This is a genomic window from Pseudonocardia autotrophica, assembly GCF_003945385.1.
Classification (GTDB): Bacteria; Actinomycetota; Actinomycetes; order Mycobacteriales; family Pseudonocardiaceae; genus Pseudonocardia; species Pseudonocardia autotrophica.
The window spans coordinates 3,728,423-3,753,732 of the sequence record NZ_AP018920.1 but is presented as its reverse complement, the minus strand read 5'-3'; the positions used below and the strand labels follow the sequence as shown (position 1 = coordinate 3,753,732).

Here is a 25,310-nt window from a genome sequence, read left to right as displayed (position 1 = left end):
CTCAGCCGGCCAGCGCGGCCGACACCACGTCACGGGCCTGGTCCTGGATCCGCGCCAGGTGCTCCGGCCCGCGGAAGCTCTCGGCGTAGACCTTGTAGACGTCCTCGGTGCCCGAGGGGCGGGCGGCGAACCAGCCGGAGTCGGTGACGACCTTGAGCCCGCCGATCGGCGCGTCGTTGCCCGGGGCCCTGGTGAGCTTGGCGGTGATCGGGTCGCCGGCCAGCTCGGTCGCGGTGACGGCGTCCGCGTCGAGCTTGCCCAGCGCCGCCTTCTCCTCGCGCGAGCAGGCCACATCGGTACGGGCGTAGGCGGGTTCGCCGAAGCGGGCGGTGAGGTCGCGGTAGTGCTCGCTGGGCGTCCGGCCGGTGGTCGCGGTGATCTCGGAGGCGAGCAGCGCGAGCAGCAGACCGTCCTTGTCGGTGGTCCACGGCGAGCCGTCGCGGCGCAGGAACGACGCCCCGGCGCTCTCCTCACCGCCGAAACCGATCTCCCCGGAGCGCAGGCCGGGGACGAACCACTTGAACCCGACCGGCACCTCGACCAGCGGCCGGCCCAGGTCGGCGGCCACCCGGTCGATCATCGACGAGCTGACCGCGGTCTTGCCGATCCCGGCGACGGCGGGCCAGCCCGGCCGGTGCGCGTAGAGGTAGCCGATGGCCACGGCGAGATAGTGGTTGGGGTTCATCAGGCCGCCGTCGGCGGTGACGATGCCGTGCCGGTCGGCGTCGGCGTCGTTGCCGGTGGCGATCCGGTACGGGGCACCACGGGGAGCGTCGGCGGAACTCGCATCGGCGCTGCCGGGCTCCATCCGGGCGATCAGCGAGGCCATCGCGTACGGCGACGAGCAGTCCATCCGGATCTTGCCGTCCCAGTCCAGGGTCATGAACCCGAACGCCGGATCGACGTCCGGGTTCACCACGGTGAGATCCAGCCCGTAGCGCTCGGCGATGACGCCCCAGTAGTCGACCGAGGCGCCGCCGAGCGGGTCCGCACCGATCCGCACGCCGGCGTCCCGGATCGCGTCCATGTCGAGGACCTGGTCGAGCTGGGCGACGTACTCGCCGAGGAAGTCGTAGCGGCCGGGATCGATCGTGGAGCTGCGGCGCACCCCGGCCAGTCCGGCCTCGAGCAGCTCGTTGGCGCGGTCGGCGATCCAGGTGGTGGCCTCGGTGCCGGCCGGGCCGCCGTCCGGCGGGTTGTACTTGAAGCCGCCGTCGGCGGGCGGGTTGTGCGACGGCGTGACGACCACACCGTCGGCGAGCCGACCGGATCCGGCACCGCCTGCTCGCCCACCCGGTCCCGCGTTGGCGACCAGGATCGCGTGCGAGAGCGCCGGGGTGGGGGTGAGGCCGTCCCGGGAGTCGACGACCAGCGTCACGTCGTTCGCGGTGAACACCTCGGCGGCGGTGCGCAGCGCCGGCTCGGACAGTGCGTGCGAGTCGCGGCCCAGGAACAGTGGCCCGTCGATGCCCTGCGCGGCTCGGTACTCGACGATCGCCTGGCTGGTGGCGGCGATGTGGTCGTCGTTGAAGGTGGCCGTGCGGGCGGACCCGCGGTGCCCGGAGGTGCCGAATGCGACCCGCTGGACGTCGACCTTCGGATCCGGGTGGACGTCCCGGTACGCCGCGAGCAGCGCGGGCACGTCCACCAGGTCCTCGGGGCGGGCCGGGGTGCCGGCGCGCTCGTGCACGGTCATGTATGTCCTGTCCTTCCGGAGTACGGTCGCCGCCCACCCTGCCGTATGGGCGGGGGTGTCGGCAGCACCTACGCTCTCGTCCGTGCGGATCGCCTCGTTGCTGCCGGCCGGTACCGAGATCGCCGGGCGGCTCGGCCTGGCCGACCGGCTGGTCGGGGTGACGTTCGAGTGCGACGAGCCGGCCGGGGTGCGGGACCGGGTGCCGGTGGTGGTCGACACGGCCCTGCCCGCTGCCGGGACGCCCGCCGAGATCGATGCGGTGGTGCGGGAGCGGGCGGCGAGCGGGCTGCCGCTCTACGACCTGGACCGGGCGACGCTCGCCGCCGCCGATCCCGATCTGATCCTGACCCAGGACCTGTGTGCGGTGTGCGCGCTGCCGGGTTCGTCGGTCGCGCAGGCGCAGGCGTCGATCGGTACCAGCGCTCAGGTGCTGTCGCTCGACCCGCACCGGCTGCCCGACGTGCTGGAGGTGATCTCCGCGGTCGGCACGGCGGCGCGGGTGCCGGAGGCGGCCGCGGCGCTGGTCGGTGAGCTGAGTGCCCGGTTGGACGCGGTCGCGGCGGCGGTGCGTGGCCGGCCGGAGCCCCGGGTGCTGGTGCTCGAATGGACGGATCCGCCGTTCCTGCCAGGGCACTGGGTGCCGGACCTGGTCACCGCGGCGGGCGGGATCGCGGTCGGTGCGGTCCCGGGTGGCCGCAGTGTCGCGACCGGATGGGACGCGCTGCCCGGCCCGTTCGACGTGGTGCTGGTCGCGCCGTGCGGGTTCGGGCTGGCGGGGGAGCAGGGTGCGCTCGCGCAGGCCCGGGCGGTGCTGGACCGGTTGCCGGCGCAGTTGCCGGTGTACGCGCTGGACTCGGCGTCGTACGTGGTGCGGGCCGGTCCGCGGTTGGTGGACGGGATCGAGGCGATCGCCGCGGCGCTGCACCCGGGTGCGGTGCCGGAGCCGCCGCCGGGCCGGATCGAACGGATCCGCTGAGCCGGCTCCGGGCCGGACCGGGCGGATCCGCTGAACCGGCTCAGGGCCGGACCGAGCGGGTCCGCTGAACCGGCTCCGCTGCCGCCTGTCCGTGCCTACCTGTCCCGGCCGTCCCCGCCCGGAGTGTCCGCCGGCTCCGTCGGGTCGCCGGTCCGGTGTCCGGACCCGAGCCACCACCCGACGAACCGGGCGATCCACGGCGCGACGAGCAGCATCAGCACGACCCGCAGCACCTGAACGGCGACCACCGAGGTGACGTCGACGCCCGACGAGATCGCGGTCGCCAGCACCGCATAGACGCCGCCCGGTGTCGTCGCGAGATAGCCCTCCAGTGGGGTCATGCCGGTGAAGTGCGACAGGACGAGCCCGAGGCCGGCGCACAGTGCGACGACGGCCAGGATGAGTGCGGTGGCCAGTGGGAGCACCCGGGCGACGGTGGCGAGGGCTCGGCGGGTGAACCGCAGCCCGGCCTGCCAGCCGATCAGTGCGTAGGCGAGATCGACGATCGGCAGCGGCACCGAGGCGTCGAAGGAGAACCCGGCGAGACTGATCACCAGCGCGATGACCATCGGTCCGAGCAGGGAACCGGCGGGCACCCGCGCGAGCCGGGCGAGCGGGATGCCGACCGCGACGCACACACCGAGCAGGGCGAGCCCGATCCACCACGGCGCCGCGGACACGCCCGGATCCGGCGCCGCACCGGGTGCGGCGTGCTGCGCGCCGTAGAGCGCGACGGCGACCACCGGCATCGTCGCCGTCACCAGGCCGACCCGCAGGTACTGGATGACCGCGACCATCCGTTCGTCGCCGCCCAGTTCGCGGCTGATCGCCACCAGCCCGCTCGCGCCCCCGGCGGTCTGCGCGAGCATCCCGGTGAGCGGGGTGACGCCGCGCTGCAGACCCATCAGCAGACCGGCGGCCATGCTGGCCAGCAGCGTCGCCAGGCTGATCAGCAGTACCGGTATCCAGTTGGAGGCGATCGCGGCGAGTGTGTCGGGCCGGGCGAGCAGCCCGATGACGACGCCGATCACGGCCTGCGCGCCGGCGGTGAGCGGGCGCGCGACCCGGCTCGGACCGAGCCCGCAGAGGGCCAGCACGGTCGCCACCAGCAGCCCGGCGAACAGGGCGGGCGATGGCACGCCGAGGGCGGCCAGGCCGATCGTGCCGAGCACGGTGAGTGCGGCGAGCAGGAGCCACCGCCACCAGGAGACGTTCCGCAGACGCCGGAGCGCCGTCACCGTGCGATCACGGCCCGAGCGTATGCGGGACGCTCCCGCGCCGTGCGGCGCGCGACGGTGACACCGCCCACGATCGTTGCCGTGAGCGAACGATCTGGCGGTGGGGCAGCTCAGCCCGGTTCGATACGGAAGACCGGGCAGGTCCCGGCGAGGTCCGCCAGCGCCTCGGGTGTCGGTGCCGTCGCCACTCCGCTCGCCACCATTGCCTCGACGCCGTCCGGGGTCACCTCCGGCCAGGCCGCGAGCACCGGGCGGGCCTCGTCGATCGGCACCTCGGTGAGAACCACGGCCTCGGTGGTCGGGGGGTTGCCGCTGCTCAGCGTCGCGTGACCGGCCGCGGCGCGGACGTTCGCGATCCAGTCGGCCGCCGGGAACCCGCCGACCACGAACCGGACGCCGTCGCGCTCGTACACGGTCAGCGGAGTGGCGCGTGGGCGGCCGCTGCGTCGCCCCGGCACGGTGAGCACCGGTAGCTCGAACGGCAGCTCGCCCGCCTCACGCTGGGCGAGGAGTTGTTCGTTCATCTCCTTGAGCTCGTGCGGAGCGCGGATCCGGGAACGGGGGTCGGTGGTGCCGGTCATGAGACCTCCACAGCTCGGTGCCGGGTTCGGCACAAGTTCGGTACGGCGTACGGAGTGCAGTCTGCCAGTGATTCGGCCGTGCCGTCCATCGCATCGGGTGCTGTCGGATGCGATGGTCGCCCCGTCGCCCCGTCGCCCCGTCGCCCCGTCGCCCCGTCGCGGCACGGGACTCGACCACGCCATCACCCCGTCACGCCGCTGCGTCGCCACGCCGTCATGTCGTTGCGTCGGGCGCCGTCCGGCGGAGGTGGGTGTGGCTGTCGCGCCCTGGCCCGCCGGAGCCATCAGAAGGGCGCTGGATCGTTCGCGCAGCCCTCGGACGCACCCGGTCCGGTGAGTGAATCGGCCGGATCGGGCATGGCGGGTCGGCCGGGCTTGGCAGATGTCTCCGGGGTCCGGGACGGCACGGCGTCGGCCACCTCCGGATAGGGGTCGGTGAGGTCGCGGTAGTCGCGGGGATGTGAGGTGCTCGTCCAGCCGTGGGGGCTGATCCATTGAACGGTGCCGTCGGGGTGGGCGAGGACCTGCCAGCCGGGCCGATCCTTGAGTGTGTGGCAGCCGCGGCAGTAGCCGTGCAGGTTGTCCTCGCTGGTCTGGCCACCGCGCGCCCAGGGGACGTGGTGGTCGAGGTCGCGGATGGTGTGGTCGCAGGCAGGGCCGCGGCAGTGACCGTCGCGGGCTCGGACGTGGTCGGCCATGGCGGCGGGCGGGGAGTACGTGGTGCGTCCGACGGAGTGGATGCGCCCGGTGGTGGAGTCGGTCACGAGCTGTCGCCAGACGCCGCCGGCAGCGAGTGCACGGGCGGTGGTGGCGGGGATGGGGCCGTGTCCGGTGAGCTCGGCGGGGCGGTCGCCGGCGCCGATGAGCGTGTCGAGGGCGACCACGACCTGGATGAGTGGCTTGCGGCCGATCGTCTCGTTGGGGTCCGGCTTCTGCGCCAGGGCGCGCACCACGGCTTCGGCGAGTACGGAGGACGAGATGTGGGGCGGAATGGGGACCGCGCCGGTCGGGTCGGTGGTGGCGTCGACGGCCGTATGGTCGACGCGAGCGGAACCCGTCTCGTCGACGTGAGCGGAACCCGTGTCGTCGGCGCGAGTGGAGATCGTGTCGTCGGCGTGAGCAGAGGTCGGGCCATCCTCCGCGTCGGCCGGAGCGGCAGCTGTGTCGGTCGCAACATTGGCTCCAACAGCACCGGTCCGAGCGGCATCAGCGGTTGCGGTGTCAGCACTAACAGCGGCTGCGCCCGCCGCGAGGAGGCTGTCGACCGCGGCGTGGACCTGGCCGAGGTCGGTGACGGCGAGAGTGCCCTGCAGGAGCTGGTGGGCGAGGTCGACGCGGCGCTGTTCGAGGGTGCGAGGATCTCCGGCCCCCAGCGAGCGGGCGAGGCGGTCGAGTGATTGCCAGGAGGCCTGGGTGTCGTGGGCGGAACCGGTGAGCCAGAGGGTGGCCATGCCGTCGTCGCCGTGGGACAGCCCGATCCGGCGATCGACCAGGGAACGCTGGTGGCGGCGACGGGTGCCGTGCGGGTCGACCTTGGCCACGGCGCGGCGGAGCCGGTCGTAGACCTGGCGGCGAGTGGCTCCGGCAACCTTGGCGAGCACGATCGCCTCGACCTGCTGAGCCTGGTCGGAGTCGAGAACGTCGGTGGCGCGGAGCACCGTGTCGACCTTGCTCTGGTCGAGCACCCCGGACTGCAGTGCATCGAGCGTGCCGGGCAGGACATGAGTGAGACGCTGGGCGTCGGTGATGATCCCGCGGGCTCGCTCGCGGCTGACGGCGAGTACGAGGCCGAGCTCGTCGGGGACCCACTGTTCGGTCGGAGTCGCCGAAGCGGCGCCGGGGCGGACAGCCTGGCTGTCGCGGGGGTGCCGATCGGCGTAGGCGGCGATCATGCGGTGTTCGAGTGCGGCGAGCCAGTTGCGGTGCCGCGCGATCCCGGCAACGACCTCCAGCAGCTGGGTGTCGGTGAGCTGGGCGGCCAGGGCGGCGGCGTATTCGATGTCGAGGGCGAGGCGGGCGCCGGGTGCGGAGTCGGGATCGATGACAGGAGTGCCAGGAGTGGGCTGGTAGGCCGCGAGGAGCACATCGTCCTCGGGGTCGATGTCGGGAGGCTCGCGGTCGGCCCAGTGCGGGCGGTCGAGCATCACGTCTGCCTCGTCCATCATTCCTGCCGCATCCACTACTTCTGTCGCGTCCATCGCCTGTACCTCCCTCACGGACTCGAACATATATTCGATGGTAGTGGAGGCCGGGGCGTCCTCGCGAGCGTTCGACCATGATCGTTTGCAATGGCGAACGACATGACCACGCCGGAGCCGTGGCTACGAGTGGCATCGGCGCCGTGCCGGCCCGACGCCGCTGCCGGACGAGGCGATATGCTCGGCCGCGCGACGTCGGACGCCCGCGCGGTCACGCTCGTGAGCGGTCGAGATGCGAGGGCGGAACGTCGGCCGTCGCACACTCCCCAAGGCGGCAAGGCGGCAAGGCGGCAAGGCGGCAAGGCGGCAAGGCGGCAAGGCGGCAAGGCGGTTCGTGGTTCGCGGCCACAGTGCTGCTTCGACTCGGCGGTTGTTCCGGTCCGGCAACCGTGACGTCCGTGAACGCGGCGTAGGCGACCGGCCGGATCGCGCCCCGGTCGAGCCCCCACCCACGGGGCGCATCGATACCGACGGTGCCGGCTGCGAGCCGGTGAGGAACCCGGGGGAGCATGCCGACGACGGGCCGACGACACAGGGCGACGGCACGAGCCGGCGCGATACGAGCCGACGCGACACGAGCCGGTGCGACACGAACCGACGGTCACGAGCGCGGGACCAGCCGCCGGTCACAGCTCCCGGAGGTCTTCGACGGCCTGTTCGGCGCGGGCCACCTCGGCCGCGGTGGAGCGGGCCCGGCGGGCCGCGTCGTCGGCCTCCCGTTCCGCGGACTTCGCCTCGCGATCGGCGGCCGTGACCGCGCTGCGGGCACGATCGAGCTCGGCCCGCAGTTCCTCGACACGGCGGTGCGCATCGTCGCGCCGCCCGGTCGCCGCATCGGCCCGTTCACGGGCGTCGTCGCGCTCCCGGACCGCGTCGTTCGCGCCGAGGCGGGTCCGCTCGAGAAGGTCCTCGGCGTCGGCGACGGCCTTCTGCCGGCGTTCCTGCTGCTCCCGCGCACGGCGGAGCGCCGCGTCCTGCTCCCGCTCCTGCCGCCGTGCCGCGCTGCGCCCGCGGGCCGGCGGATCGGGTTGTGCCCGGCGGACGGTCGGCTCGGGCGCCGTCCGGATCCCGGCCGCCTGCTGTGTATCCGGATCGGGCGCACCGGCCAGCGGGCCGAATCCGCTGTGTCGCTCGAAACGCACCAGCCGCCCGGAGCGAACCCGCGCGGCCAGCTCCTCGTCGGCCAGCGCGGACTCCAGCACCACCCGCACCTCGCGCTCCAGTGCGGGCTCGATCCGGCGGCCGGTCGCCCGGCCGAGCTGCGCCGCACGCCGGGCGAGCGAGCCGACCAGCGCGTTGCGCTGCGCGGAGACCCGGCGCAGGGCGGCGCCGTCCAGCGACTGTTGCGCGTCCGCGAGCGGCGCGGCGAGATCGAGCAGGCCGTCCACCTCGTCGGGTGCCTCGGCGACGAGCAGGTTGGCCAGCCAGGCCGCCCGGGTGGGCCGCTTGAACCCGGCGATCTCGGTGGCGGACGCGCGGTCCCCGGCGGCCCGGGCCTCGGCGACGAGCGCGTCCCGCGCGGCGACGAAGTCCTCCGGCGGGATCCGGTGCAGTCGCGCCGCCGCGTCGGCGACGGCGGAGGCGGCCGCCGACCCGGAGCCGGACCCGGGGACCGGCGGGCCACCGGTCCCCGGGTGCGAGCCCGGGGCGGTGTCCTCGTCCCAGCCCACCGGGTCCGCCCGTCAGCTCAGGTTGGCGTGCGTGCCGATGAGCACCGCCCGGCCCACGGTGTGGCCGAACAGGTTGAACCCGAGGAACGCCGGCGTCGCGGTCTCCGGGACGTCCAGCGACGGGACGTCGACCGCGTGCACCACGAAGTAGTAGCGGTGCGGCCCGTGTCCGGGCGGCGGGGCGGCACCCAGGTACCGGGCCAGGCCGGCGTCGTTCTTCAGCTGCACGGCACCATCGGGGATCCCGGAGCCGCTGTCGTCGCCCGCCCCGGACGGCAGCGACGTCACCGACGCCGGGATGTTCAGCACCGCCCAGTGCCAGAACCCGGAACCGGTCGGCGCGTCCGGGTCGAAGCAGGTGACCACGTAGGACCGGGTGCCCTCCGGCGCACCGGACCAGGACAGCTGCGGGGACGTGTCCTCGCCACCGGCACCGAAGATGCCGGACAGCTGCGGGGTGGCGAGCGCGGCGCCGTCGTTCACATCGGTGCTGGTCAGCTCGAACGACGGGACCTGGGGCAGTTCGTCGTAGGGGTTACGGGGCACGTGGGCGTCCTCCTCGTCACGGGTGGATGTCCGCCGAATCCTGGCACGGCGCGCCGCCGCCCGTCCTGCCGGAGAGCGGAGAAAGCTGTACCCCGTGCAGATACTGCTGGTGGTCGTCGGGCTGATGGTGGCGACGGTGGTGCTGGTCGGGGTGGGGGAGCGGCTGCGGCTGCCGTGGCCGGCGCTGATGGTCGTGCTCGGGGCGGGTGTCGCGATCACCCCCGGCCTGCCGGACGGGTTCCGGGTCGATCCCGACCTGATCCTGCCGCTGTTCCTGCCACCACTGCTGTTCGCGACCGCGCAGCGGACGTCGTGGGCGCTGTTCCGGGCTCGCTGGCGGACGATCGCGCTGCTCGCCGTCGGTCTGGTGCTGGTGACCGCCACCGCGGTCGCGGGGACCGCCTGGCTGCTGGTCCCCGGGATCGCGGTGACCGCCGCGATCGCACTCGGGGCGATGGTGGCGCCACCGGACCCGGTCGCCGTCGAGGCGGTCGCCGGGCAGGTCCGGATCCCACGCCGGCTGGTCTCGGTGCTGCAGAGCGAGGGCCTGTTCAACGACGCCACCGCGCTGGTGATCTTCCAGGCGGCGGTGCTCGCGACGGTCGCCGGCGACGAGCTCAGCCCGCTCGGCCTCGGCGTGCGGTTCGTGGCGGGCGCGGCGGGCGCCGTCGTCGTCGGGCTGGCGGTGGCCTGGCTGGCGCGCCGGGTGCTCGGCAGGCTCACCGACACGGTCGGACGCAGCGCGCTCACCCTGGTGCTGCCGTTCGCGACCTACCTGGCGGCCGAGGAGATCCATGCGTCCGGGGTGATCGCCGTCGTGGTGCTCGCGCTGCAGCTGCGCGCCGGTGCCGACGCCGACGAAGCCGCCGAACGGCTCACCCAGACCTCGCTGTGGAACGTGGTGGAGCTCCTGGTCACCGGCCTCGCGTTCGGCCTGATCGGGCTGGACCTGCGCCAGGTGGTGACCGACGCGGGCGACGACCTGCCCCGGATGCTCGGGCACGCCGCGATCGTCTGCCTGGTCGTGATCGCGGTACGGGTGCTCTGGATGGTCGCCGCCTGGCGGATCCTCCGGCGCACCCCCGGCGTGGCCGATGCGGGGGCGGCGCCGGTCACCGGGCGGGAGGCCGTGCTGCTGTCCTGGTGCGGCATGCGCGGGCTCGCGACGCTGGCGCTCGCCCTGTCATTGCCGTTCACCACCGCCACCGGCGAGCCCTTCCCGGCCCGCGCGGAACTGGTGCTGATCGCGGTGTCGGTGCTGCTGGTGACGCTGCTGGTGCCCGGCTTCACGCTCCCGGCGCTGGTCCGCGCGCTCGACGTCGACGACGAGGCGGAGGCCGAGGAACGCGCCGAGCGGGAGATCGTCGGGCGGGCCCGCCGGGCCGCGATGGCGACGATCCAGTTCGAGCAGCAGGTTCGTGAGCTCCCCGCCGAGGTCGGCACCGCGTTGCGGGAGCGGGCGGACCGGTTGGCGGCCATGCTGGCGGGGGAGACGCCCTCGGAGGACGAACGGCAGCGGATCGCGATGGTGAAGACGATGCGCGATCAGATGGCGCAGGCCCAGGCCGCCGCGCTGGCTGCGGCCCGGGCCGAGGTGCTCGCCGCCCGCCGCGAACCCGGGGTGGATCCGCACGCGGCCGACCGGGTGCTGCGCCGGCTCGACCTGCGCACGGTGCTGCTGGACTGAGCAGGCAGGGGAAGTGCTGCGCTCAGCGCAGATCTGCTGCCGCGTTCAGCTCGGTGCGGGACGCCGACGCCTCCGCCTCAGCGCAGTACTACTGCCGCGTCCGGCTCAGCGCAGATCTGCCGCCGCATCCGGCTCAGCGCAGTACGACCGCCGCGTCCGGCTCGGTGACCCGGAAGGTGAACGACTCCTCCAGGTAGAGGTGCACGTCGTCGGCGTCGTGATCGGTGTAGCCGATCGCCAGGTCCTGCCCGACGTCGAGCACGAAGTCCCCACCGCGCTGGGACACCACGAGCGCACCGTCCAGGCCGGGCGCCCGCAGGATCTGCCCGCCCAGGATCCGGGTCAGGTGGTCGAACAGTGGGAACCCGCCGTGCTCGGCCGTCTCGGCGATCCGGGTGAAGCCCTCGGGTGCCACCGCCAGCGCGAAAGGCCCCTCGATCCCGTTGCGGCGCAACACATCGACTGCACGCGCGACGACCGCCGGATAGTGGTCGGGCTCGGCGCCGAGAGACAGCACGTCGTACGGCGTCGACGCCGCGATGCCCCCGATGCCGGCCTCCGGCCAGCCGTGGAACAGCGTCCGGTTCTCCACCTCGGCGGCTTCCCGGGCGGCCCGGGCCAGGTCGTCGAACTCGGGATCCTGCGCACCCCGCTGGATGTCCTCGATCTCCTCGCGGGACACCGTGAACGGCACCCGGAACTCGGCCAGCGGCTGCACCTCGCGCAGCCGCGCCCGGAACCCCTCGGCCTTCACCCCGGGCGGCGGGCCGTCCAGCCGGTGCGACCGCCCGGTGGAGACCGACGACGCGTTCCAGCCGGACGTCCCGCCCCAGTCGGCGAGCCGGCGTCCGGCCAGCAGCGGGGTGAGCCGCTCGCGCGCCTCGTCGTCGATCGCCTTCCAGGCGGTGACCGGGATCGGGGCCTTGTCGCGGAGAAGGTGGTCCTGCACGGTCACTGGCTCTGTCCTCTCAGGCTGCCGATGCCCAGGCCGTGGGCGGTCGGGTCGGGCGGGTCGATGCGGGCCTCTGCGGCCTCGACGTAGTCCCCGGGATCGAGATCGGAGCCGTCGGGGCCGTCGAGGCCCTCGAGATCGCCCGGGGTGGGATGGGCGTCCATGAACTCGGCGAACCGGGTCCCGAGCGACTCCCGCAGCTCCGGCGCGGCGTGCAGCCGGAAGTTCGCGAGGCCCTCGTTCTCCTCCTCGCCCATGTGCTCGTCGTTGGCCCGGCGGGCGTCCCACACGCCGTCCCACCAGCCGCGGGAGCCGACCGGGTTGCGCTGCGCCTGCGCGATCCCGTCCCGGATGTCGTTGTGGTCGCCGATCGCGTCGAGGGTCTCCTCGCGCGGGTCCTCGCCGTGCGCGAGCAGCTCCGGGTAGAAGATCCGCTCCTCGGCGACGGCGTGCACGTCCAGCCGGGCGGCGAGCGGGTCCCAGAGCCGGGTCAGTTCGCGGGGATCGGTGTCGGCCCGGGCCTGCAGCTCGTCGAGGGCCGCGAACTGCCGCCGGAACCAGGCGTGATCGTCGAGGATCAGCGTCGTGATGTCGGGCACGACCGGAGCGTAGAACGGCGGGGCGTCAGCGGCGCGCCGGAGCGGGCGGCGCGCGGAGCCGGACAGGGCCGGGTCCGCGCGCCGAGGGCGGTGATCAGGTGATGGTGAGTCCGCCGTCGACCGCCCAGGTCTGGCCGGTGACGTAGCCACCCGCGTCGGACGCCAGGAACAGCACCGCCGCGGTCAGCTCCTCCGGGTCGCCCTTGCGGCCCATCGGGATCCGCTCGGCCATCTTCTCCAGGTAGCCGGGCTGGTACTGCTCGGTCATCTCGGAGGCGAAGAAGCCGGGGGCGATGGCGTTGACCCGGATGCCCTTGCGCCCCGACCACTGCTGGGCGAGGTCGCGGGTGAGCCCGATGACGGCCGCCTTGGACGCCGAGTAGGCCGCCTGGGGCAGCGCCGCCGTCGTCAGCCCCAGGATGCTGGAGATGTTGACGACGCTCGATCCCGGGCCCATGTGCGACGCGCAGGCCTGCGCCATCCAGTAGCTGCCGTTCAGATTGATGTCGACGACCTGGGTGAACTGCTCCGGGGTCTCCTTCAACGCCGGAACCGCGGTACCGATCCCGGCGTTGTTGATCAACACGTCGAGCCGACCGAACTCGTCCATCGCGGCCTGCGCCAGTGCCCGGCAGTCCTCGGGGCGGGCCACGTCGGTGGCGACCGCGATCGCGCGGCGCCCGGCGTCCTCGACGAGCTTCACGGTGTCGGCCAGCTTGTCGGTGCGCCGGGCGCCGAGGACCAGATCGGCCCCAGCCTCGGCCAGGCCACGGGCGAAGGCCACACCCAGCCCGGAGGATGCACCGGTGACGACGGCGACCTTGCCGTCCAGTCGGAATCGTTCGATCACGCTCACGGGGACGACCCTATCCGGGCCGCCCCCGTGCAGGCGATCAGGAGCCGAGCGCAGCCTGCAGCTCGGGCACCAGCCGCTCCAGCGCGAACGGCGCGGACAGCACGCTGTTGTAGGTCATCGCACCGCGGGTGTCGGCGTCCGGCACGATCATCCGGTCCTGCGCGACGACCGGGACCTGCGCGAGCACCGCGTCCCCGGCGACCTGCTGGGCGGCGGCGCCCTCGTCGGCCAGCATCACCAGCGCGTCCCCGTCGAGCAGCCCGGCCTGCTCCGCGGCGATCTCGACGTAGAAGCTGTCCCCGGTGTCGAGCTCGTCGATCCGCGGGGGCTGCACGAGGCCGAGCCCGGTCATGAACCGGCCCCGGTTGTCGGCGGTGGTGAAGGCGCCGTACTTCCCGTCGAAGGGCAGCACGGTCGCTGCGGTCCGCCCCTGGAACTGCGGGTTCGCGGCGACGGCATCGCTGAAGGCTGCGTCGGCCTGCCGGATCAGCTCCTCGCCGCGCTCCCGCTCGCCGAGCGCGGACGCCACGATCCGGGTGTGCTCGTCCCGCGGGACGCCGAAGGCGATCGTCCCGGCCGGCCGGGCCACCACCGGCGCGATCGCGGACAGCTGGTCGTACATCGGCTGCTCGATGCCCGCGCTGACGGCGATGATCACGTCCGGCGCGAGCCCGGCGATCTGTTCGAGGTTCGGCTCCCCGGCGAGCACCACCGGTGCCTCGCCCTGCACCAGGTCACGGGCCCACGGGCCGAGCCCGCCGGTGTCCTCGTAGAACGTGTAGGAGGCCAGTCCGACCGGTGTCACGCCGAGCGCGAGCAACGGATCGGCGTCGGTCACGCCGAGTGCGACCACCCGGGAGGGGCGTTCGGGGATCTCGGTGGTCCCGTAGACGTGCTCGACGCTCACCGGGAAGGCCCCGCCGGGATCACCGCCCCGGTCGGCGGGTTCGTCGGACGCGGAGGAGCAGCCGGCCAGCAGTGCCAGCAGGGCTGGGAGTACAAGCAACTTTCGGAACACGACGGGACATTAACCCAGGCTTACCTGTGCTCGCGCCCGCGTCGAGAGCCTCGTCGCTCCCCGACGCGGGCGCGCCGGAATCAGCCGCGCGGGCGGCGCTTGCGGGCCACCACGGCCCGGTAGAGCAGCGGATCGCGGGAGGTCGCGAGCCGGTGCCGGTAGACGGTCGAGCCCAGCTGCTCGAGCTCACCGGAGTCGAGCTGCGATCCGATCAGGCCGGAGAAGCCGGAGGTGTCGCCGTCGGACAGGAAGTCGTCGCGGAGCGTGATCGCGACGAAACCGTCCACCGCGACCATGTCGAACGCCGCCCGGAAGGCGGCGGGCGGGATGTCACCGAACCCGAGCGCCGCCACGCAGGTCAGGGCATCGAACCCGCCGGCGGCGATGGACTCGGCCTGCTCGTCGTCGAGCGCTGTGAGGTCCACCACGTGGTAGTCGGCGTAGACGCCGGGACGATCCCGCTCGGCGGCGTCACGCGCCTCCGGGATGATGTCGACCCCCACGACCTTGCCGACGCCCCGGCTGCGCAGCTCCTCGGCGACGATGCCGTTGCCGGCGCCGACGTCGAGCACCCGCAGGCTCGAGGGATCGACCTGCTGGGCCCGCAGCTGCTCGACGAGCAGATCGCACACCACCGGCGGCGACTGGCACTGAAGGATGTCGTAGAACAGCTTCTCGTAGAGGCCGGGGATCCGGTAGAGCGCGTCGTAGTCGTGGAAGCGGTACTCCTGCCAGCCCCCTCCGGTGTCGATGACGCAGAACTCGGCGTCCTGCTCGTGGGTCTCGGTGGGTTCCGGCAGAGCCAGCCGGTACGGGAGTTCGGAACGCTCGACGGCCATAGAAGCACCTTCCTGGTCGGGAACGGGCTCTTCGACGTTAGTCGACCCGACGCGCCCCGTCCGGGGCGTGACCAACGCCGCACCGTGCGCGCGGCACCGGCGAGGCGGGAGTGACACGATCGACCCGGCGCCGCCGCCGTGTCCGCGTTGTCCGTGTCCGGTGGTGCGCCGCACCGGGTCCACCCGGAGTTCCGGCCCGCCGGCCCACCGGCGGCACGCGCGCACGCGAGGAGAGACATGACCCAGCAGCAGAGGACCGCGATCGTCACCGGCGGCGCCCGCGGGATCGGGGCGGCCACCGCGGTCCGGCTGGCCGCCGACGGGCACCGGGTCGCGGTGCTGGACCTCGAGGAGTCGGCGGCCAAGGCGACCGTCGAGACGATCGAGGGTGCCGGCGGCACCGCGGCGGCGTTCGGCGCCGACGTGTCCGACGCCGCCGCCGTCGAGGCGGCCATCGGGGCGATCGTCGAGAAGCTCGGCAACCCGACGATCCTGGTCAACAACGCCGGCATCACCAAGGACAACCTGCTGTTCAAGATGTCCGAGGGTGATTGGGACGCGGTGATGGGCGTCCACCTCAAGGGCTCGTTCCTGATGACCCGCGCCGTCCAGAAGTACATGGTCGAGGCGAAGTGGGGCCGGGTGGTCAACCTGTCGTCGACCTCGGCGCTGGGCAACCGTGGCCAGGCGAACTACTCCACCGCGAAGGCCGGCCTGCAGGGCTTCACCAAGACACTCGCGATCGAGCTGGGCAAGTTCGGCGTCACGGCCAACTGCATCGCGCCCGGGTTCATCGCCTCGGAGATGACCAAGGCGACCGCCGAGCGGCTCGGCGTGGACTGGGAGCAGTTCAAGGCGGCCCGCGCCGCCGAGATCCCGGTGCAGCGGCCGGGTGCGCCCGAGGACATCGCCAACACGGTGTCGTTCTTCGTCGACGAGCGGTCGTCGTTCGTCAGCGGGCAGGTCGTCTACGTGGCCGGTGGCCCGAAGGACTGATCCCGGACGGGGCGGGCCGATCCGGCCCGCCCCACCCGGCGGCCGTCAGGCGCTGTTGTCCATCGGGATGATCGCCCAGCCCGGGATGGCCTCCTGGCCGGGCACCGGGACCGGGTCGGCACTCAGGTTCATCATCAGCACCGAGCCGTCCGCCGTGCGGAACGCGGCCAGCGCGGACTCACCCTGCGCACGGCCCAGCTCGACGTCACCGGCCCGCATCTTCGGGACCAGCCAGCGCCAGGCGTCGGTCAGCGGGGTCGGCTGTCCGCCGTCGGCCTCGGTGGCCGGGCTCCACAGCGACGAGTAGTCCAGCGACTCACTGCCCTCCGGGCCCCAGAGCAGGGCACCCTGGGTGCCGCTGCGGGCCATCGCCTGGATGACGGCGAGGGTGGACACCGCGCTGGCCTCGGTGCCGAAACCGGCGTCCGAGTCCGCCGGGACGTTGGCGTAGAACTCGGCCCACCAGATCGGCAGCTGGGTGCGCTCCTGGATCCACCGGTCGATCACCGAGAACTTCTCCGCGCCGACGTCGACCGGCGAGATCGCGTCCTGCTGGCCTCGGTTGGTGGTCGCGCCGTCGACCACCATGAAGTCGGCGCCGACGTTGTTCTCCAGCCAGTACTCGATGACGTCCAGCGGTCGCTGGTCGAGCGCGCCCCATCGGCCGCGGATGTCCGAGGCGTCCGGCGAGTCCGTCGGCAGGCTGCTCATCACCACGTACGGCCCGCCGACCTGGACGTCCGGCCGGACCGACTTCACCGCCTGGTACACCTCGTTGTAGAACGCGGTGTAGCCCTCGTAGTCCCAGCGGTTCTCCTCCTCGTTGTAGAAGCCCTTGAGCTCGTTCCAGACGAGGACCCGGTCGACCTGCGGGTAGCGCTGCACGGCCTCGCGGGCGAGGTTCGCGTAGTCGCGGAAGTACTCGGGCAGCGGCGACATCTCGATCCGCTCCCAGGACGTGACGCCGGGCGGGCCGCCCTTCATCCAGTCCGGCGAGCAGCACAGCGTCAGCATCGCCTTGCCGCCGGTCTCCTCGGTCAGCTCCATCCGCCGGTCCAGCGAGCTCCACTCGAACTCACCCGGCGACGGCTCGGGGTTCAGCGTCCCGAAGCCCATCAGGTGGTGGTTCTGGTACTCCTCGCCGAGGCTGGACAGGATGTCGACGCCGCGCTGCCGGGCCTCGGCGGGCTCGGTGTCGTCCAGGCTGTTCTGGGTGTGCGTGACGCCCAGCTCCATCGGTCCGGGCTGACGGTCCCAGGTCCAGCCCTCGTCCAGGTCGACGGCGCGGGCGGAGGCCTCCAGGGAGGTCGACGGCGCAGTGTCCGTCGTCCCGGTGTCACCCGGGGTGCAGGACGCCACGGCGAGCAGCCCGACGACGAAGGCGGCGAGGGCGGGGATCCGCCGTCTCCGGAACGGGCCGGGCGGCAGGGACCGCCCCGGGGACGTCGGGGACGGACGGCGGGACACTCGCACGGGGTGGGACCTCACGTTCTGACACGGTCGCTGACACGGGGGTTCACGACCACCGGACGAGACCGTGTCACCCGGGGCCGGACCCAAGGGTCGCAGCGGGCTCCTGTGATCCGACTGAGAGCAGGAGCCGCGGCGCCCGCTCTCAGACGTTCGCAGCAGGGTATTGGCGCGGTTCGGCCGCCCCGAGCGCAGCCCCCGTGCGAGCGTGCAGCCGCCCGTCACGCAACGTGTACACGGCATCGAAGCGGTGCAGGATCGCCGGATCGTGGGTGATCAGCAGGACGGAGCGGCCCGCCGCGGCGGCCAGCAGGTCGTCCAGGACGGCGTCGCGGGTGTCCGGGTCCAGATGCGCGGTCGGTTCGTCCAGCACCAGGACGGCCGGATCGACGAGCAGCGCCCTGGCCAGCGCCAGCCGCCTGCGCATGCCGCCGGAGAGCCGGGCACCGTGCGCGCCCACCTCGTCGTCCGGGGTGAGACCGGAACCGGATCCGGACAGCCCGACCCGGCGCAGGACCTCGATCAGCTCGGCGTCCGTGCTCGCCGGGGCCGCCAGGCGCAGGTTCTCCCGCACCGTCGAGTCGAACACGTGCGGATCGGCCGGCACACCGGACACCACCGCACGGACCTCGTCCGGCGGACGGGTGCCGAGCTCGTGGCCGGCGAGGGTGATCGACCCGGCCACCGGATCGAGGAACCGGAACAGCACGGCGGCCAGCGTCGACTTGCCCGAGCCGCTCGCGCCGACCAGTGCGACGTGCTCGCCGTGCCGGACGTCCAGGTCGAGAGCGTCCAGCACCGGTTCAGCGGCCCCGGGGTGGGTCACGGTCAGTCCGCGGATCCGCAGGTCACCGCGGGCCGGGAGCGGTGCGGCACCGGGCTCGCGGTGCCGCACCGACGGCTCCGCACGCAGCACCGGGACCAGCCGGGCGAGGCCCGCCCGGACCGCGGCCAGCTTGGCGGCCGCCGCCGGCAACGGTGCGACGATCTCGAACGCGGCCAGCGCGGTCAGCACGAGCACGGCCATCGGGACGGCGCCGAGCGTCCCGGCGTCGACCGCGGCGACCCCGAGCAACAGCATCCCGGCCAGCGTCAGCCCGGCCACCAGCGCACCGGCGCCTGCGCTCAGCCCGAGCAGCCCGGCGTCCCGGCGGGCGGCGCGGGTGAGCTCCGCGTCGGCCCGCTCCACCTCGGCTACCACCCGTCCGGTGGCGCCGTGGGCCAGCAGGTCCTGTGCCCCGTCGAGGAGATCGACCAGACCGGTCGCGAGCCGGGCCCTGGCGCGCGCCGCGCGGGCGGCCGGCCCCCGGGACAGCGCCGCGGCGATCGCCGGAACGGCGACCCCGGCGAGCAGCAGCCCGGCGGCGAGCAGCGCACCACCGGGGACGAGCAGCGCGGTCGCCAGCAGCACCGCGCCGGAGCCGGCGACGGTCGCGGCGACCGGCGGGAGCACCCCGCGCACCACCAGGTCCTGCACCGAGTCGGTGTCGTTGACCAGCCGGGACACCAGATCGCCCGAGCGGAACCGGCGGACCGGCTCGGCGGCGGCGAGCCGGGCGTAGACCCGGTTGCGCAGGTCGGCCAGCGCGCGCAGGGCCGCGTCGTGCCCGACCAGGCGTTCGGCGTAGCGGGCGACACCGCGCCCCACCCCGAGCGCGCGGGTGAGCACGACGGCGATGCTCAGCGCCGTCACCGACGGGTGCTGCGCGGCGGTCGCCAGCAGCCAGGCGGCGAGGCTGAGCAGCCCGGCCCCGCAGGCGGTGGCGAGCGCGCCGAGCAGCGCGCCGCCCACGATGCCGCGGGTCCGTGGGCGCAGCACGGTGCGGGCGAGCGCCCACGGGCTGTGCGGTGTGGTGTGGGCAGGCTCGGCGGATGGTGCCGTGCGGGTGCTCGGCGGCGGGGGAGCGGGGGCGCCGGGGCCGGGGTGGGTCATCGGTGGGCCTCCTGGGCGGGCGCGGCCTCGGCTGTCCGGTGCACTGTCTGCACTGTCTGCGCTGTCTGCGCTGCCCGCGGTGCTGTTTGCTCGCTCTGCTGCTCGGCCTGCTGCTCGGTCCGCTGCGTTGCCTGCGGCGTTGTCTGCTCGGCCTGCTGCTCGGCTCGCTGTGCTGCCTGCTGTGCTGTCTCGTGTGCTGTCTCCTGTGCTGTCTGCCGGGCCGGCGGCTCGAGCCGCACCGTCCGGTCGGTGTGCTCGGTCCAGCCCGCGTCGTGGGCGACGACGATCGCGGTGCGCCCGCGCAGCAGCTCGGCGGCCGCGGCGCGGACCGCGTCGGCCGAGTCCGGATCGAGGTGCGCGGTGGGTTCGTCGAGCAGCACCAGCGGGGCGTCCCGCAGGAACGCCCTGGCCAGCGCGACCCGCTGCCGCTCACCCGACGACAGCCGCGCCCCGCCCTCACCGAGCGGGGTGTCCCAGCCCTGCGGTAGCCGAGCGACGACGGCGTCCAGCCCGGCCCGGCGGGCCGCGGCGTGCACGGCGGCGTCCGGCGCGTCCGGCTCACCGAGCCGGACGTTGTCGGCGACCGACCCGGCGAACAGGTGCGGCTGCTGCGGCACCCAGGCGACCGTCCGCCGCCAGGCGTCCAGGTCCAGCTCGGCGAGTTCCGGCCCGTCGCCGGGTGCGGATCCGTCGATCCGCACGGTGCCCGCTGCCGGGGCGACGAATCCGAGCAGCACACCCAGCAGGGTCGACTTCCCGGCGCCGGACGGCCCGCGCAGCAGCACCGACTCACCGGGCCGCACCGTGAGGGTCAGACCGGACAGCGCGTCGGCGTCCGCACCCGGGTAGCGCACCCGCAGGTCGGCCACGGCCACGCCGCGACCTGCCGGGGCCGCGGGCGGTGCCGCAGCGGTGCCCCCGGTGGCGCCGGTGGCCGGGCGGTCCAGCTCGTCGAACACCTGACGGGCCGCGGCGACGCCCTCCATGCTGGCGTGGAACCGGGCGCCGACCTCGCGCAGCGGGAGGTACGCCTCCGGCGCCAGTACCAGTACGAACAGCGCGGTGGCGTAGTCCAGGTCGCCGTAGAGCAGCCGCAGGCCGACCTCCACCGCGACCAGCGCCACCGCCAGCGTCGCGAGCAGCTCCAGCACGAACGCCGACAGGAACGCCACCCGCAGCGTGCCCATCGTCGCCTGCCGGTGCTCGTCGGTGGTGTCCCGGACCTTCTCGGCGACGATCCCGGCCCGGCGGAACAGGGCCAGCGTCGGCAGGCCCTGCACGACGTCGAGGAAGTGCCCGCCGAGCCGGGACAGCATCCGCCACTGCCGCTCGGTGCGGGCCCTGGTGTGCATCCCGACCAGCGCCATGAAGATCGGGATCAGCGGCAGCGTGACGCCGACGACGATCGCCGAGATCCAGTCCGCGTCGGCGACGACGATCAGCACCGTCACCGGCACCAGCACCGCCAGCACCAGCTGCGGCAGGTAGCGGGCGAAGTAGTCGTCGAGCGCGTCCAGCCCGCGGGTGGCCAGCGTGACCGTGGTGCCGGTGGACCGGGCCGGGTCCGGCCCGGTCGCGGCCAGCCTGCGCACCAGCTGCATCCGCAGCTGTGACTTCGCCCGTGCTGCGCTGCGCAGCGCCGCGGCCTCCGCGCCGTAGGACAGCAACGCCCTGGCCACCGCGACCCCGGCGACGGCGACCACCAGCGGGAACAGCGTGTCCAGGCCCGCGCCGGTGCCGAGGAACCCGCCGTCGAGCCCCCACTGCGGGGTCGCGCCGGCGATCACCCGGGACACCAGCCAGGCCTGGGCCAGGATCAGCGCGGTCGCGGCGACGCCGCAGCCGGCGGCGACGAGCAGGTGCACGCGCACCGCGCTCGCCGAGCGGAGCAGCCGGGGATCGACCGGTGGTCCGGCGGCGGCCGGTGGGGCGGCTGGGGCGGCCGGGGTCACGCCGCTCATCGTGGCGCCGGGACCGCGCGCTCGTCAGGGCCGTCGGTCCCGGCCGGTTCGATCCGTTCGCCCCCCAGCCGCTTGCGGAAGACCCAATAGCTCCAGCTCTGGTAGCCCAGCACGAGCGGCAGGAACACCACGGCCACCCAACTCATCACGGTCAGCGTGTAGGGGGCGGACGCCGCGTTCGCCACGGTCAGGGTGTGCGCCGGGTCGGTGCTCGACACCAGCAGCCCGGGGAACAGCTGCCCGAACAGCACCACCGACAGCCCGCCGATGGTGGCCGCGGTGGCGGTGAACGCCCAGCCCTCGCGGCCCAGCAGCAGGGCGATCCCGGCGACCGCGAGTGCCACCCCGGCCGCCCAGGCCACCGGGGTGGTCCAGGACGGGTCGCGCAGGGCGAGCGTGGCGGTCAGGAACGCGACGGTCAGCAGCAGCACCGGCAGCACCGCACGGACGGCGAAACTGCGGGCCCGGTACCGGACCGGGCCGTCGGTCTTGAGCGCCAGGAAGACCGCGCCGTGCAGCAGGAACAGCGCCGTGGTGAGCACCCCGCCGAGCACCGCGTAGCCGTTGAACAGGTCGCCGAGCGAGGCCGTGACGACGGTGTTCGCGCCGCTGCCCGGTTCGGTCACCCGGGTCGGGAGACCGCGGACCAGGTTCGCCAGCACCATGCCCCAGACGAACGACGGGACCAGCGAGCCGACGCCGATCAGCACGTCCCAGCGGGCCCGCCAGGCGGCGTCGTCGCGCTTGGCCCGGTACTCCAACCCGACCCCGCGCACGATCAGCGCCAGCAGCACGAACAGCACCGGCAGGTAGAAGCCGGAGAAGGTGGCCGCGTACCAGGCCGGGAACGCCGCGAACATGGCGCCGACGGCCGCGATCAGCCAGACCTCGTTGCCGTCCCAGACCGGGCCGATCGCGCCGATGGCGACCTCCCGGTCGTCCTCCGTGCGGCCGAACGCCCGCAGCAGCATCCCGACCCCGAAGTCGAATCCCTCCAGGACGAGGTAGCCGGTCCACAGCACGGCGACCGCCAGGAACCAGACGGTGGGCAGGTCCATCACGCTCTCCTCGTGGGATCGGGTGTCGGTCAGTAGCTGAACGCGGGCTCGCGGCGTTCCTGTGGTTCGGGATCGGGCCCGTAGGGCAGGACGGCGCCCGGTCCGGCCTTCACGTACCGCAGCAGCAGCCCGGCCTCGACCACCGCGAGTGCGCCGTAGAGCAGGGTGAACGCGGCCAGCGAGAACGCGACCTGGCCCAGGCTCACGCCGGGGGAGACGCTCGCCGCGGTCAGCAGCTCGCCGTGCACCGTCCAGGGCTGGCGGCCCATCTCGGTGAGGATCCAGCCGAAGATGTTCCCGGCCAGCGCCGCGGGCAGCGCGGCGACCACCACCCGGTACATCCAGCGCCGGTCCGGCAGCCTGCCCCCGCGGGTCAGCCAGAGCCCGGCCACCGAGACCGCGACGCCGGCCAGACCCAGCCCCATCATCAGCCGGAACGACCAGTAGAGGACGGCGATGTTGGGCCGGTAGTCGCCGGGGCCGTAGAGCTGCTCGTACTGCGCCTGGACGGGTTCGATGCCCTGCACCTCGCCCCAGGGGCTGCCGGTGGCCAGGAAGCTGAGCACGCCGGGAACCTGGATGTTGATGTGGTTGCGGCTGCCCTGGATGTCACCGACGGCGAACAGCGAGAACCCGGCGGACCGCTCGTTCTCCCAGAGCGCCTCGGCCGCGGCGAGCTTCATCGGCTCGTAGGTGGCGGCCAGCTTGGCCTGGTGATCGCCGGAGGCCACCACCAGCGCACCGGCGATCGCGGCGACCAGGAACCCGGCGCGCAGGCTGGTGCGGAACAGCTCGTGCTCCTGCGGGTGCGGTGCGTCGTCGCGCGCACCGGGCCACCGTTCGCGCATCAGCTTCCAGGCACTGACCGCGGCGACGAACAGCCCGGCGATCACGAACGACGCGGCGATCACGTGCAGGTAGGTCGACCAGGCCTGCGGGTTGGTCAGCACCGCGCCGATGTCGGTGAGCCGGGCCCGGCCGGTGGCCTCGTCGACCTCGTAGCCGACCGGGTTCCGCATCCACGCGTTCGCGGCGAGGATGAAGTAGGCGGACAGGTTCGAGCCGATCGCGGCGGCCCAGATGCAGGCCAGGTGGACGCCCTTGCGGAGCCGGTCCCAGCCGAAGATCCACAGACCGATGAAGGTGGACTCCAGGAAGAACGCGATCAGCGCCTCCATCGCCAGCGGTGCGCCGAAGACGTCGCCGACGAAGGTGGAGTAGGCGCTCCAGTTCATCCCGAACTGGAACTCCTGGACGATCCCGGTGACCACGCCCATCGCGAAGTTGATCAGGAACAGCTTCCCGAAGAACTTGGTGGCCCGCAGGTACTCGGTCCGGCCGGTGCGGTACCAGGCGGTCTGCAGCGACGCGACGATCACCGACAGCCCGATGGTGAGCGGCACGAACAGGAAGTGGTAGATCGTGGTGATCCCGAACTGCCAGCGTGCCAGGTCGAGCGCGTCCATCCGGACCTCGTCTCCGCGAAGTTCTACGTCCAGTAGTAGTTCTACCGTAAGTAGAAGATCGATGCCGGGCCGGGGTGCCGTGGGCTCGGCCACGCAGCTCCAGGACCCGTGGGGACTAGGCTGTCCGGGTGCCCCGCCCGAGCCGCTGGTCGGAGATCGTCGCTGCTGCCAGTGAGGAGTTCCGCGACCGCGGCTACGAGAACGCGACGCTGGAGAGCATCGGCGCCCGGGTCGGGATCCTGAAGGGCAGCATCTACAACTACGTGGCCTCCAAGGAGGAGCTGCTGCTCGCGGTGGTCGAGGAGCCGGCCCGGCAGCTGCTCGCCGAACTGGAGCGGCTGCGGACCGCGTCCGGGCGTACCGTCACCGTCCGACTGCGGGAGCTGATCCGGATGCAGGTCCGGATCTTCGCCGACTGCCATCCGGCCGCGTTCGTCTACCTGCAGCACCTCGGCCGGATGCCGTCGCCCCGGTTCGCGGAGTTCCGGGAGATGGACGAGCAGTACATGGACGCACTGGAGGCGCTGCTCGCCGAAGGGGTCCGGACCGGCGAGTTCGCGCTCCCCGGTGCGCCGCGCACCGCCGCCTACGTCGTGGTCGGCACGCTCGGCTGGATGCAGCACTGGTTCGTCCCGCGCGGCCCGGAGGCGGACCGCGCGCTCGCCGACCAGCTGTTCGCGCACGTGCTGGGTGGCCTGGTTGCGGGTTCCGGGATGCTCGGGATCTCCCGCTCCTTCGACAGCGACGACGACCTGTGACCCGGCGGTGAACCCCTCGTTCCGGCTGGACGGGCGGGTGGCCGTGGTGACCGGGGCGTCGTCCGGACTCGGATTGCGGTTCGCCGGGGTGCTCGCCGCCGCCGGTGCCGACGTCGTGGTGGGCGCCCGCCGGGCCGCCGCGCTCACCGCCGCACAGGACGCCGTCCGGGCCGCGGGCCGGCGCTGCGTCGCGGTCCCGACCGACGTGACCGACGACGGCGACTGCGCCCGGCTGGCCGACGCCGCGGTGCGGGAACTGGGACGGCTCGACGTGCTGGTGAACAACGCCGGAACCGGGTACGCGGCGCGGGCCGAGTCCGACGACGACCCCGCCCGGGCCGCCGAGCTGTTCGCGGTCAACCTGTTCGGCGCCTACCGGATGGCGGTGCACGCGGGCCGGGCGATGATCGCGGCGGGCCGCGGCGGATCGATCGTCAACATCGGCTCGGCACTCGGATCCGCGACCGGACCGTTGCCGGAGGCCGCCTACTCGGCGTCCAAGGCGGGGGTGGCCGGGCTGACCCGTGATCTGGCGGCCCAGTGGTCGTCCCGGCACGGGATCCGGGTGAACACGCTGGCTCCCGGCTGGTTCGCCTCCGAGCTGACCGGGCAGTTGCTGGCCTCCGACGACCACGCGCGCCGGCTCGCCGAGTGCGCGTCGCTCGGCCGGATCGGCCGCCCCGAGGAGCTGGACGGGCCGCTGCTGCTGCTCGCCTCCGACGCCGGGTCCTACATCACCGGCACGACGCTGGCCGTCGACGGCGGGTGGAGCGCGCGCTGAGCGTGCACTGAACGTGCACTGAGGGGCGGAC

21 protein-coding genes are annotated in these 25,310 nt (G+C 73.5%); 5 read left to right on the top strand and 16 right to left on the bottom strand.

Annotated features, from left to right (window positions below; all coding sequences use genetic code 11):
* Position 1: 1 nt before the first annotated feature.
* Complete coding sequence (pgm, locus tag Pdca_RS17510) at positions 2-1,696, bottom strand: phosphoglucomutase (alpha-D-glucose-1,6-bisphosphate-dependent) (protein WP_085911094.1); 1,695 nt, start codon at positions 1,694-1,696, stop codon at positions 2-4.
* An 82-nt stretch (positions 1,697-1,778) separates the two neighbouring features.
* On the opposite strand from pgm, the gene Pdca_RS17505 reads away from it, so the two are divergent.
* A complete protein-coding gene (locus Pdca_RS17505) occupies positions 1,779-2,672 on the top strand; it encodes a TroA family protein (protein WP_085911093.1) in 894 nt (297 codons plus the stop codon).
* 95 nt (positions 2,673-2,767) lie between these two features.
* On the opposite strand, the gene Pdca_RS17500 is transcribed toward Pdca_RS17505, so the two are convergent.
* From Pdca_RS17500 to Pdca_RS17480, 5 genes are all read right to left on the bottom strand, one after another.
* On the bottom strand, positions 2,768-3,910 hold the full coding sequence (locus Pdca_RS17500) for an AbrB family transcriptional regulator (protein WP_085911092.1): 1,143 nt from the start codon (positions 3,908-3,910) through the stop codon (positions 2,768-2,770).
* Between the two features lie 110 nt (positions 3,911-4,020).
* Entirely contained in the window at positions 4,021-4,491 is a 471-nt protein-coding gene (locus Pdca_RS17495; RefSeq protein WP_125911449.1) for a nitroreductase/quinone reductase family protein, read from the bottom strand.
* A 284-nt stretch (positions 4,492-4,775) separates the two neighbouring features.
* On the bottom strand, positions 4,776-6,719 hold the full coding sequence (locus tag Pdca_RS17490) for an HNH endonuclease (protein ID WP_085911091.1): 1,944 nt from the start codon (positions 6,717-6,719) through the stop codon (positions 4,776-4,778).
* A 596-nt stretch (positions 6,720-7,315) separates the two neighbouring features.
* Positions 7,316-8,359, bottom strand: a complete 1,044-nt coding sequence (locus Pdca_RS17485; protein ID WP_085911090.1) for a hypothetical protein — start codon at positions 8,357-8,359, stop codon at positions 7,316-7,318.
* Positions 8,360-8,371: 12 nt separating this feature from the next.
* The gene (locus tag Pdca_RS17480) at positions 8,372-8,905 is read right to left on the bottom strand and encodes a YbhB/YbcL family Raf kinase inhibitor-like protein (RefSeq protein ID WP_085911089.1); all 534 of its coding nucleotides are present in this window, start codon (positions 8,903-8,905) and stop codon (positions 8,372-8,374) included.
* A 94-nt stretch (positions 8,906-8,999) separates the two neighbouring features.
* On the opposite strand from Pdca_RS17480, the gene Pdca_RS17475 reads away from it, so the two are divergent.
* Complete coding sequence (locus Pdca_RS17475; RefSeq protein ID WP_085911088.1) at positions 9,000-10,592, top strand: Na+/H+ antiporter; 1,593 nt, start codon at positions 9,000-9,002, stop codon at positions 10,590-10,592.
* A gap of 133 nt (positions 10,593-10,725) precedes the next feature.
* On the opposite strand, the gene Pdca_RS17470 is transcribed toward Pdca_RS17475, so the two are convergent.
* The 5 genes from Pdca_RS17470 to Pdca_RS17450 all read right to left on the bottom strand — a co-directional run bounded on the left by Pdca_RS17470 (position 10,726) and on the right by Pdca_RS17450 (position 14,856).
* Positions 10,726-11,547 (bottom strand): family 1 encapsulin nanocompartment shell protein, encoded by an 822-nt coding sequence (locus Pdca_RS17470; RefSeq protein WP_232021020.1) that lies wholly within the window; start codon positions 11,545-11,547, stop codon positions 10,726-10,728.
* A complete protein-coding gene (locus tag Pdca_RS17465; protein WP_085911087.1) occupies positions 11,544-12,143 on the bottom strand; it encodes a hemerythrin domain-containing protein in 600 nt (199 codons plus the stop codon). Before Pdca_RS17465 ends, Pdca_RS17470 begins: the two co-directional genes overlap by 4 nt.
* Before the next feature lie 94 nt (positions 12,144-12,237).
* Positions 12,238-12,999: an SDR family NAD(P)-dependent oxidoreductase gene (locus tag Pdca_RS17460; protein WP_085911086.1), complete on the bottom strand. Its 762-nt coding sequence runs from the start codon at positions 12,997-12,999 to the stop codon at positions 12,238-12,240.
* A gap of 37 nt (positions 13,000-13,036) precedes the next feature.
* Positions 13,037-14,005, bottom strand: a complete 969-nt coding sequence (locus Pdca_RS17455; protein ID WP_197719748.1) for an iron-siderophore ABC transporter substrate-binding protein — start codon at positions 14,003-14,005, stop codon at positions 13,037-13,039.
* Between the two features lie 92 nt (positions 14,006-14,097).
* Positions 14,098-14,856, bottom strand: a complete 759-nt coding sequence (locus Pdca_RS17450; protein ID WP_085911084.1) for a class I SAM-dependent DNA methyltransferase — start codon at positions 14,854-14,856, stop codon at positions 14,098-14,100.
* A gap of 237 nt (positions 14,857-15,093) precedes the next feature.
* Here Pdca_RS17450 and fabG point away from each other — a divergent pair, with 237 nt between their 5' ends.
* Positions 15,094-15,852 (top strand): 3-oxoacyl-ACP reductase FabG, encoded by a 759-nt coding sequence (gene fabG, locus Pdca_RS17445; protein WP_085911083.1) that lies wholly within the window; start codon positions 15,094-15,096, stop codon positions 15,850-15,852.
* Positions 15,853-15,897: 45 nt separating this feature from the next.
* On the opposite strand, the gene Pdca_RS17440 is transcribed toward fabG, so the two are convergent.
* The 5 genes from Pdca_RS17440 to Pdca_RS17420 all read right to left on the bottom strand — a co-directional run bounded on the left by Pdca_RS17440 (position 15,898) and on the right by Pdca_RS17420 (position 23,740).
* Positions 15,898-17,325 carry a GH39 family glycosyl hydrolase gene (locus Pdca_RS17440; RefSeq protein WP_125911448.1) on the bottom strand — a complete coding sequence of 476 codons (1,428 nt, stop codon included), beginning with the start codon at positions 17,323-17,325 and terminating at the stop codon, positions 15,898-15,900.
* Positions 17,326-17,467: 142 nt separating this feature from the next.
* Positions 17,468-19,255, bottom strand: a complete 1,788-nt coding sequence (gene cydC / locus Pdca_RS17435; RefSeq protein ID WP_085911081.1) for a thiol reductant ABC exporter subunit CydC — start codon at positions 19,253-19,255, stop codon at positions 17,468-17,470.
* The gene (gene cydD, locus Pdca_RS17430) at positions 19,252-21,207 is read right to left on the bottom strand and encodes a thiol reductant ABC exporter subunit CydD (RefSeq protein ID WP_232021019.1); all 1,956 of its coding nucleotides are present in this window, start codon (positions 21,205-21,207) and stop codon (positions 19,252-19,254) included. Before cydD ends, cydC begins: the two co-directional genes overlap by 4 nt.
* 5 nt (positions 21,208-21,212) lie before the next feature.
* On the bottom strand, positions 21,213-22,274 hold the full coding sequence (cydB, locus tag Pdca_RS17425; RefSeq protein WP_085911079.1) for a cytochrome d ubiquinol oxidase subunit II: 1,062 nt from the start codon (positions 22,272-22,274) through the stop codon (positions 21,213-21,215).
* 29 nt (positions 22,275-22,303) lie between these two features.
* Complete coding sequence (locus Pdca_RS17420) at positions 22,304-23,740, bottom strand: cytochrome ubiquinol oxidase subunit I (RefSeq protein WP_085911078.1); 1,437 nt, start codon at positions 23,738-23,740, stop codon at positions 22,304-22,306.
* Positions 23,741-23,868: 128 nt separating this feature from the next.
* On the opposite strand from Pdca_RS17420, the gene Pdca_RS17415 reads away from it, so the two are divergent.
* Both Pdca_RS17415 and Pdca_RS17410 read left to right on the top strand, forming a co-directional pair.
* Positions 23,869-24,498, top strand: a complete 630-nt coding sequence (locus Pdca_RS17415) for a TetR/AcrR family transcriptional regulator (RefSeq protein ID WP_085911077.1) — start codon at positions 23,869-23,871, stop codon at positions 24,496-24,498.
* Between the two features lie 7 nt (positions 24,499-24,505).
* The gene (locus Pdca_RS17410) at positions 24,506-25,279 is read left to right on the top strand and encodes an SDR family NAD(P)-dependent oxidoreductase (RefSeq protein ID WP_085911076.1); all 774 of its coding nucleotides are present in this window, start codon (positions 24,506-24,508) and stop codon (positions 25,277-25,279) included.
* Positions 25,280-25,310 lie beyond the last annotated feature (31 nt).